Here is an 8,378-nt window from a genome sequence, read left to right as displayed (position 1 = left end):
CGGATCGAGCGAGATCGCCTGCGTGTTGAGCGTCGACATCGGCGCGAGCGTCTCGTGAAAGCCGATCGACGCCATCGCGATCAGGCAGATGATCAACGGGAACGCGACGAAGTCCCAGCGGTTGGGCAACACGCGCCATGCCGATGCATTGGCGGTGCGCTTCAGGTCGAAGCTGAAATCCATCAGATGCCCTCCCTCTTCAAACAGGCATTCGAACGCTCGAAGGAGGCCGCGGCTGCTCCGCGGCGGTCTATGGGTCGGTCCGGAAAGCGGAAATCAGGCATGGCAAAACGCGCGTGCGTGGTAAATCGTTAGCGTTGGAGACACATGGGCCGGCAACGGACAGGTTCGTGAACGCGTCGCCCACGACCACAACCATCACGCCGAACTCCTGTCGCCGCAGGCGCCGCCCGAGGGCTGGCGGGCTTTCCTCGTTTTGGACGGCACGACACTACACCATCCTATGTTTCAGGCACAACCTTTTGGCCGCAAATTGCGAGGCGGCGCCGCGAGGCCGTGGCGTAAGGCTTCAGCAAGCCCCGGCACGCGTCGCCGCGCCGCACCCTGCTGCCGCGTACTTCAGGGTGACAGGTGGCGAGGCCGTCTCGCGGCGTGGCGCACAAGCCACATCGGCGCGTCGCCCCGGCCGTCGTCGCTCGATCGCTCCATTGGCCCGCACAGCTATCAAGAAAGCGGCGCGACTGCCGTTAAGAACCTGATCGGCGCGGCATATGCAGGCGGCATCCCAGCAATAACGGTGGCATCGTGCTCCGCGACGGTTAAAATCGGGAAACGACGTACCTGTTTATCCAGCGGTTCATCCCGGACATGGCGACGGCGCAGCGCGCCTCGCTCGCGACGGGACGAAACCGCAGCTGATGCAGATAACGACACAGCGTTGAGAGCGCGCTGCCCACGAACGAGCAAGTTGCATGTCACAGCCAGACGGATCAGAGGGTCGATGAACAGGACAACCTTGCGCCAGGTAGCCGGGCCGGTCAGCTTCGTGCTGATCGTACTCGTCTGCTGGTTCGTGGCTGGCATGGTCGCGGACCGGATGGTACAGCAAGAGCTGGACGCGGCGTTGCGCACGCAGCGGCAAATGTCCACGTCGATCGTCGACAACATGGCTGAAGTGATTGCCAGCGATCTCGCGATGTCCCGCGCCATCCCCGCAACCATGGCCGAAATGGACGTGGTCCAGCGTGCCCTGGTGCAATCGCAGAATTATGCCGTGAACGGCGAGGCGGCGGAACCCGCCTTGCGGGCCGCCTTGCTCAAGGATCCGAAGATGGCCGCGGTCAGCAGGTTCCTGCACGAAGCGCAGGGCTTCTCCGGGCTCGATCAGGTCTGGATCGTCAACGCGAACGGGATTTGCGTCGCGTCGAGCGGCACGATGTCAAACCCCGAGGGCGCGCAGCAATCGTTCGTCGGCGTGGACATGCGCGCGCGCGGCTATCTGACCAACGCGCTGCTCGGTGCATTCTCCGAAGCCTACGGCGTGGGTCGCGCGAGCGGCGAGCCGGGCATCTTCATCGCCGCGCCGGTGTACGCGGACGGGCTGCTGGTCGGCGCGGTGGTCGCGAAGGTCGGCATCGCGCGGCTGCGCCACTGGGTCGCGCACGCGGGCACCTTCGTGTCCGACGACAACGGCGTCATCATCATGGCGCACAACAGCGCGCTCGAAGGCCACGCGTTGCCGAACTCGCGCGTCACGCTGATGAGCCCCGCCGAGCGGCGCATCGTCTACCGCCGGGAGACGTTCCCCGACATGCTGATCCGCGAAGACACGCAAGTGCGTGAGCAGGCGCCGTGGGTGCCGGCGTCGGTCGCCGCGCAGCTGTTCGGCATGATCGAACGGCCGGCCCCGGCTCTTTATCAGAACCGCGGCGGCCTGAACTCGGGGCTCTCCGCGCACCTGGTCGATCCGCTCGCCGCGTGGCCGGAGCTGCTGCGCAACCACAAGCGCGACCACCTGCTGGTGTTCTTGACGCTGGCCGGCACCGTCGCGCTCGCGTGGGTGATCACCGTGTCCTACGTGCGCGAGCGGCGCCACCATCGCGCGACACGCGATCTCGCCGAGCAGTTGCAGTCGGCCAATACGCTGCTGTCGGCGGAGGCGCGGCACGATGCGTTGACCGGCGCTCTGTCGCGGCGCTATTTCCTCGACCTGCTACGCCACGAGATCGATCGCGCGCACGCGGGGCGCGAGCCGCTGTGCATGGCGATCGCCGATCTCGACCACTTCAAGCAGATCAACGACCGCTTCGGCCACGCCGCCGGCGACCGCGCGCTCGAACATTTCGTCGATACGTGTCGCGCCGAGCTGCGTGGCTCCGACGCGGTCGGCCGGCTCGGCGGCGAAGAGTTCGGCCTGCTGCTGCCGGCCACCGATCTGACGGGCGGGCGCGAGGTCGTCGAACGTCTGCGGCTGCGGTTGAAAGCGGTGCCCTCGCCGAAGCTGCCGGCCTCGGCGGGGCTGAGCGTGAGCATCGGCATCACCGAACTGTCGCCCGACGATCTGCCCGAGCGCCTCATGAGCCGCGCCGATACTGCGCTGTACGCGGCGAAGACCGGCGGGCGCGACCGCACCGAAGCACTGCGGCCCGACGATACGGCGCCGCCTACGCGCACGGCGGTGAATGCCTGGTGAATGCCTGGCGCTCGCCGAAAGATTCAGCGCGCGACGGTATCGCCCTCTCCGCTCAGCCAACCACGCTGACACCCTACCTGCGCTGAAAACGACGCCGAGCCTCCCGCAACGAAGCCGGTATCATCAATCCTGATATCGGATTGTCACTACCGCACTAACGGGAGATTCGCATGAAGGGAAATCTGGTGATCGTCTGTCGCGATCACGACGCTGATGCATTCGACCATCTGCTCGCCGAATACGGCGCGTTCCAGACGCGTCTGTCGTCGACCGCGTGGTATCTGAAACTGGAGGTCGCGCCGGAACTGATTCAGGAGGAAATACTCGCGCGCCTCGGCAAATATACGACGCACTATATTTTCGAGGCGGAATCGGTGACGTGGAATACCGTCGATAGCGAAACGGCGAACGCGTTGAATACGCTGTTTTCGGACTGAGCTCTCGCCGCTCGCGATGCCGACGTCCCGCGCGCATCGCGACTCCAACACCCCTGCTTCTACCAGGCGATTTCCGAGGCGGTCGCGACCCGCGGCAACACGTCGAACGGAAAACTCATCAACACCCGCAATCCGCGGCCGCCATGATTGCCGATTTCCCATTCACCGCCCGCGCGCCGCACGAGCCGCTCGACGATCGCAAGGCCCAGCCCGCTATGGCCGTTGCCGCCGCGCGCCGGATCGAGCCGCACGAACGGCCGGCTCGCGCTGATCAGGTCCTGGGCGGCGATGCCCGTGCCGTTGTCGCTAATTGATAGCGTAAAGCCCTGCGGTGTGCGCGCGGTCGCGACGACCACCGGCGGCGCGCCATACGCATGCGCGTTGTCGATCAGATTCGATAGAATCCGGTCGAGCGTGGCCGCCGGCAGCAGAAATGACGGCCCGGCGTTCAGTTCCGTGCGCACGGTCGGCGCACTGGCAGCCACCGCCCGATAGCTGCGCACGACACGCTCGCACTGCGCATCCACTTCCACGGGTTCGCTGCGGTCCGCGCCGTCGTGCGCGAACAGCAGGAACTGCTCGACGATATGCGTCATCGAATCGACGTCGCGCACGACGCCGTCGCGCATCTTCGCGTCGTCCATCATTTCGGCGCGCAGCCGCAGACGCGCGAGCGGCGTCTTCAGGTCATGCGCGACACCGGCAAGCATCACCGCGCGATCGTTCTCGGTACGCGCGACTTCCTGCACCATTTGATTGAAGCCGTGGGTGAGTTGCCGCAACTCGCGCGGCCCGCGCTCGGGCACCGGCGGTACCGGCAGCCCGCGACCGAAGCGCGCCACCGCCTGCGCGAGCAAGCGCAGCGGCCGCTGCAGCGCCCACGCGGCGAACAGCGCCGCCATCACCGCAAACGAGAAAATGATGACGAGCCACAAGACCGTGCGGTCGAGCGAGCGCGGCATGCGCAGCGGCTGCACCGGCACGACGATCCAGTTCTGATCGGTCGCGGCGCGCACCCATAGCGTGGGCGGAGCGCCGGGCGGACCGACGCGCACCTGGGTGTCGGCCGGCATGCGGTCGCGCACGTCCTCGACGAAACGCACGAGCGGCGGCGGCATGTTAGCGCTGGCCGCCGGCACGTCCGGGCTCGCCGGATCGACCAGCTTCACACGCGACGGCAGCGGTTGATCCGGTGTGCGGGCGACGTGCTGACGCACCGCGTCGACGAGGAAGGTCGCTTCCTCGACGGCGTAGCGCGTTTGCAGTTGCGAACGTTCGAGTCGCATCAGCGCATACCACGCGAAATGCGACAGCAACAGCACCGCGACGACGAGCAGCGCAAGCCGCCCGAACAGCGAATCAATGGGCCGACGCATGCTGCTCGCCGTCCGGCACGAACACGTAACCACGGCCGCGCACGGTCTGGATGAAGCGCGGCGTGGATGGATCGGTTTCGAGAATGCGACGCAGGCGCCACACCTGCACGTCGATGCCGCGGTCGGTGCCGTCGTACTCGGGACCGTGCAGCAGTTCCAGCAGGCGCTCGCGCGTGAGCGTGCGCATGGGGTGATTGACGAAAATCTTCAGCAGCGCGAACTCGCTGCCCGACAGCGTGAGCGGCTTGTCTTCGAGATGCAGCGTACGCGACTGGAAATCCAGCGTGAAGCGGCCGAAGCTGAACGGCTCGCGCTGCTCGGGCGCGGCCGCCGACGGCAGCGTGCGGCGCCGCCGCAGCACCGCCTGCACGCGCGCGAGCAGTTCGCGCGGATTGAACGGTTTGCCGAGGTAATCGTCCGCGCCGAGTTCGAGACCGACGATACGATCGACGTCGTCCGCACGCGCGGTCAGCATGATGACGGGGATATCGTCGCCCGACGCGCGCAGCTTGCGCAGCGCGGTGAGGCCGTCCACGCCGGGCATCATCAGGTCCAGCACGATGAGGTCGGGGCGCTCGCGCTCGAGGCGCCGTTCGAGCGAGCCCGCGTCGTGCAGCACCGAAACTTCGATGCCCTGACGGGCGAGATAGTCGCGCAACAGATCGCGCAGTTCGACGTCGTCGTCGACGACCAGGATTTGAGTAGCCATGGAATGAAGTTTAACGCGCAGCCAAAAGGGATTTCGTTTTCCAAACGGTCTGAAGGGTTACCGGGTGTTACGGTGAAAGCCACACGTAATTGCTGGTAATAGCGGCGTCCGGGCGCGTAACACGGCGGCGCACGCGGTTCTCTACCCTGTGCCTTACCGAGTGCAGGCAGTCCAAAGACCGGTTGCTTCGTCGGCTATTCCATTACAAGGAGCCTCATATGTCCACCAAAAAGATGTCGCGCGTTCTCGCCGTTGCTGCCACCGCTCTCGCCATCGGCGCGGGCGCCGCTTACGCCGCCCAACCCGCCGAGCAGGCGCACGGCGGGCCCGGCGGCTGGCATGGCCATTTCATGAAGGAACTGACCCAACTCCACGACCAGCTGAAGCTGAACGCGGATCAGGAAAAGCTGTGGCAAAACGCGCTCGATACGATGAAGCAGAACCACGAAGCGATGCGCGCCAACCACAAGCAGGTTCAAGATCAGTTCAAGGCCGCACAGCAACAGCCGATTCTGGACCTGAACGCTATGGCCGCGACGCATCAGCAGATCGAGCAGAAGGACGCGCAACTGCGTCAGCAAACCACCGACGCGTGGCTGAAGTTCTATAACGGCCTGAACGACCAGCAGAAGACCACCGTCAGCACGGCGCTGAAGCAGCGCTTCGCGAGGATGGAGCAGCGTCACGAGAAGATGCGCGAGCGCTGGGAGCATCACAGGGGCGCGGCGTCGGCGCCGGCCGCCAATCAATAAGCGGCGCGTTGCATCCGGGAGGCGGGCCAGGGAGGGCGCCTCGCTAATAGAAAAACGCCACGGAAGATGTTTTCCGTGGCGTTGCTGTTTGGCGTTGCTCGCTGCCCGATCGGCGGCCCGCGCGAATCAACTGCTTGAATCAGCCGTTCAACTGACCCAGATCGAACAGCAGCACTTCCGCGTCGTCGCCCTTTTCCAGCGTCACCGTGTCGACGTCGCTGAGCTTCGCGGCATCGCCCGCCTCGAGCACCGTGCCGTTCACGCTCAGCGTGCCGCGCGCGACGTGCAGATAGGCGAGGCGCCCCGCCGGCAGCGCGAACGTCGCGTGTTCGGCGCCGTCGAACAGTCCCGCGTAGATCGACGCGTCCGCGTGGATCGTCACCGAGCCGTCGCGGCCGTCGGGCGACGCGATCACGCGCAGGCGGCCGCGCTTGCTGTCGGCGTCGAAGCGCTTTTCCTCGTAGCCGGGCTGGTCGCCCGCGCGGCGCGGGATGATCCAGATCTGCAGCAAGTGCGCGAGTTCGTCGCGCGACGCGTTGAACTCGCTATGCTGCACACCGGTGCCCGCGCTCATGCGCTGCACGTCGCCGGGACGGATCGTCGAGCCATTGCCCATGCTGTCGCGATGCGCGAGCGCGCCTTCGAGCACATACGTGACGATCTCCATGTCGCGATGCCCGTGCGCGCCGAAACCCTGACCGCCGGCGATGCGGTCTTCGTTGATCACGCGCAGCGGCCCGAAGTGCATGTGCTCGGGGTCGCGGTAATCGGCAAACGAGAAGCTGTGATACGAGTCGAGCCAGCCGTGGTTGGCGTGACCGCGTTCTGCGGAGCGGCGAATCTCGATCATGGAAAGTCTCCCGGTAAGTAGTCAATCAGAGCGATGTTGAGAATGTAGGGGTTGCGCCCCCCCATAACAATCGTGCGCGACCGCACCGCAGCGTTCCATCGCTGCATGCAATCGCGCGGGCGGCGCGACCGGCGAGCCTATTGCGCGGACAGCCCGGCGTCCGGATGCCGGCGCCCGGATGCCCGACGCCCGGATGCCCGGCGCCCGCAAAACCGCGCCGGCGTCGCGCACGCACAACGCGTTGCACGGCGTCTTGCCGCTCGATGCCGCGCTGCGCTGGCAGCTTGCCACTCTTCGGGTAAAATACCGCGCTTTTCAAGCCGCGTGGACGTCCCGCGGGACGTGCAGGCCGCGCCGGCAAGCCTCGGCGGGCGGGCCGCAATCGGTGCGCGACGGCTTCGACTCGGCACCAAACCGTGCGAGCCGCGCCCGATAAGCACCGAACGCGCCGGACGGGCGCGCCACGTCGGACGAACCGCCCGCGCAAGGACGACCAGAGTGCGGCGACAATCCCTGCGGCACGGCAATTTTGACCGCCTAGAATAGCGACCGTCCGCCCTCGGCCGGCGCTCGTCGAGTCGTGTCATCACGACGATCAGTTTGATTCAGGAGAAACATGAAGAAGTTCGCACTGTGCGTGGCTCTGGAAGTCATGGCCACCGGCGCAATGGCGAAAGAATGGAAAACGGTGCGCATCGGGGTCGACGCCAGTTATCCGCCGTTCGAATCGAAGGCGCCTAATGGCGACATCGTCGGTTTCGATGCCGATCTGACCCGCGCGCTGTGCGCGAAGATGAACGTGAAGTGCGTGTGGGTCACGCAGGATCTCGATGGCATCATCCCGGCGCTGAAAGCTCGCAAGTTCGACGCGATCATTTCCTCGCTGAGCGTCACCGACAAGCGCCGCGAGCAGATCGACTTCTCCGACAAGATGTTCGACGCGCCGGCCCGCATGATTGCGAAAACCGGTTCGCCGCTTCTGCCCACCCCTGAATCGCTGAAAGGCAAGCACGTCGGCGTCGAGCAGGGTTCGACGCAGGAACAGTACGCGAAGGCCTCGTGGGAGCCGAAGGGCGTGCTCGTCGTGTCGTACCAGAATCAGGACCAGGTGTATGCGGATCTCGCGTCGGGGCGCCTCGACGCCGCGCTCCAGGACGAAGTGCAGGCCGACGCCGGCTTTCTGAAGACGCCGCGCGGCAAAGGGTTCTCCTGGGCCGGCCCGGAAGTGAAGGATCCGCAGACGATCGGCGAAGGCACCGCGATCGGCCTGCGCAAGGGCGATGCCGAGCTGAAGGCGAAGTTCAATCAGGCGCTCGCCGAGGTTCATCAGGACGGCACGTTCAAGAAGCTCGAAAAGCAGTACTTCGATTTCGACATTTATCCTGGCCGTTGAGCGAAACGGGCAGGATACTGCGTGGTAAGCCGGCTCGTGCCGGTGGCAGTGAAAGCGGCAACGAAGGTGGCGACACCAGGCAGTAGATTCAAAACAATCCGAGACGAAAGTCCCACAAGCGCGCTGCAGGAGCACCAACGTTTCTGCAGCATGATTTGCACAGCGGCACGCTGTGCGCCGCGGATCACGGCGAGCCAGGCGCTCGTCC

At 65.6% G+C, this 8,378-nt stretch carries 7 protein-coding genes and 1 pseudogene; 4 read left to right on the top strand and 4 right to left on the bottom strand.

Translation table 11 applies throughout. From position 1 onward, the window contains the following. Positions 1-183, bottom strand: a pseudogene (locus HDG39_RS20020) (sulfonate ABC transporter permease); the annotation flags it as partial. A gap of 778 nt (positions 184-961) precedes the next feature. Here HDG39_RS20020 and HDG39_RS20015 point away from each other — a divergent pair. Together HDG39_RS20015 and HDG39_RS20010 are read left to right on the top strand one after the other, a co-directional pair. Then, positions 962-2,653: a sensor domain-containing diguanylate cyclase gene (locus HDG39_RS20015; protein ID WP_184007936.1), complete on the top strand. Its 1,692-nt coding sequence runs from the start codon at positions 962-964 to the stop codon at positions 2,651-2,653. A 170-nt stretch (positions 2,654-2,823) separates the two neighbouring features. Beyond that, complete coding sequence (locus HDG39_RS20010) at positions 2,824-3,090, top strand: hypothetical protein (RefSeq protein ID WP_018419782.1); 267 nt, start codon at positions 2,824-2,826, stop codon at positions 3,088-3,090. A 59-nt stretch (positions 3,091-3,149) separates the two neighbouring features. On the opposite strand, the gene HDG39_RS20005 is transcribed toward HDG39_RS20010, so the two are convergent. Next, positions 3,150-4,466 carry an ATP-binding protein gene (locus tag HDG39_RS20005; protein WP_184007934.1) on the bottom strand — a complete coding sequence of 439 codons (1,317 nt, stop codon included), beginning with the start codon at positions 4,464-4,466 and terminating at the stop codon, positions 3,150-3,152. Beyond that, the gene (locus HDG39_RS20000) at positions 4,450-5,175 is read right to left on the bottom strand and encodes a response regulator (RefSeq protein WP_018419780.1); all 726 of its coding nucleotides are present in this window, start codon (positions 5,173-5,175) and stop codon (positions 4,450-4,452) included. The genes HDG39_RS20005 and HDG39_RS20000 overlap by 17 nt, the downstream gene beginning before the upstream one ends. 218 nt (positions 5,176-5,393) lie before the next feature. Here HDG39_RS20000 and HDG39_RS19995 point away from each other — a divergent pair, with 218 nt between their 5' ends. Then, positions 5,394-5,927 carry a periplasmic heavy metal sensor gene (locus HDG39_RS19995; protein ID WP_184007932.1) on the top strand — a complete coding sequence of 178 codons (534 nt, stop codon included), beginning with the start codon at positions 5,394-5,396 and terminating at the stop codon, positions 5,925-5,927. A 139-nt stretch (positions 5,928-6,066) separates the two neighbouring features. Here the strand turns inward: HDG39_RS19995 and HDG39_RS19990 are convergent, their stop codons facing one another. Beyond that, complete coding sequence (locus HDG39_RS19990; RefSeq protein ID WP_184007930.1) at positions 6,067-6,777, bottom strand: pirin family protein; 711 nt, start codon at positions 6,775-6,777, stop codon at positions 6,067-6,069. 616 nt (positions 6,778-7,393) lie between these two features. Here HDG39_RS19990 and HDG39_RS19985 point away from each other — a divergent pair. Then, positions 7,394-8,170 (top strand): ABC transporter substrate-binding protein, encoded by a 777-nt coding sequence (locus HDG39_RS19985; protein ID WP_184007928.1) that lies wholly within the window; start codon positions 7,394-7,396, stop codon positions 8,168-8,170. Positions 8,171-8,378: the final 208 nt, after the last annotated feature.

It is taken from the genome of Paraburkholderia lebeckiae, from assembly GCF_014201005.1.
GTDB lineage: Bacteria > Pseudomonadota > Gammaproteobacteria > Burkholderiales > Burkholderiaceae > Paraburkholderia > Paraburkholderia tuberum.
The sequence above is the reverse complement of the archived record's forward strand: the minus strand, read 5'-3'. Positions and strand labels throughout refer to the sequence as shown.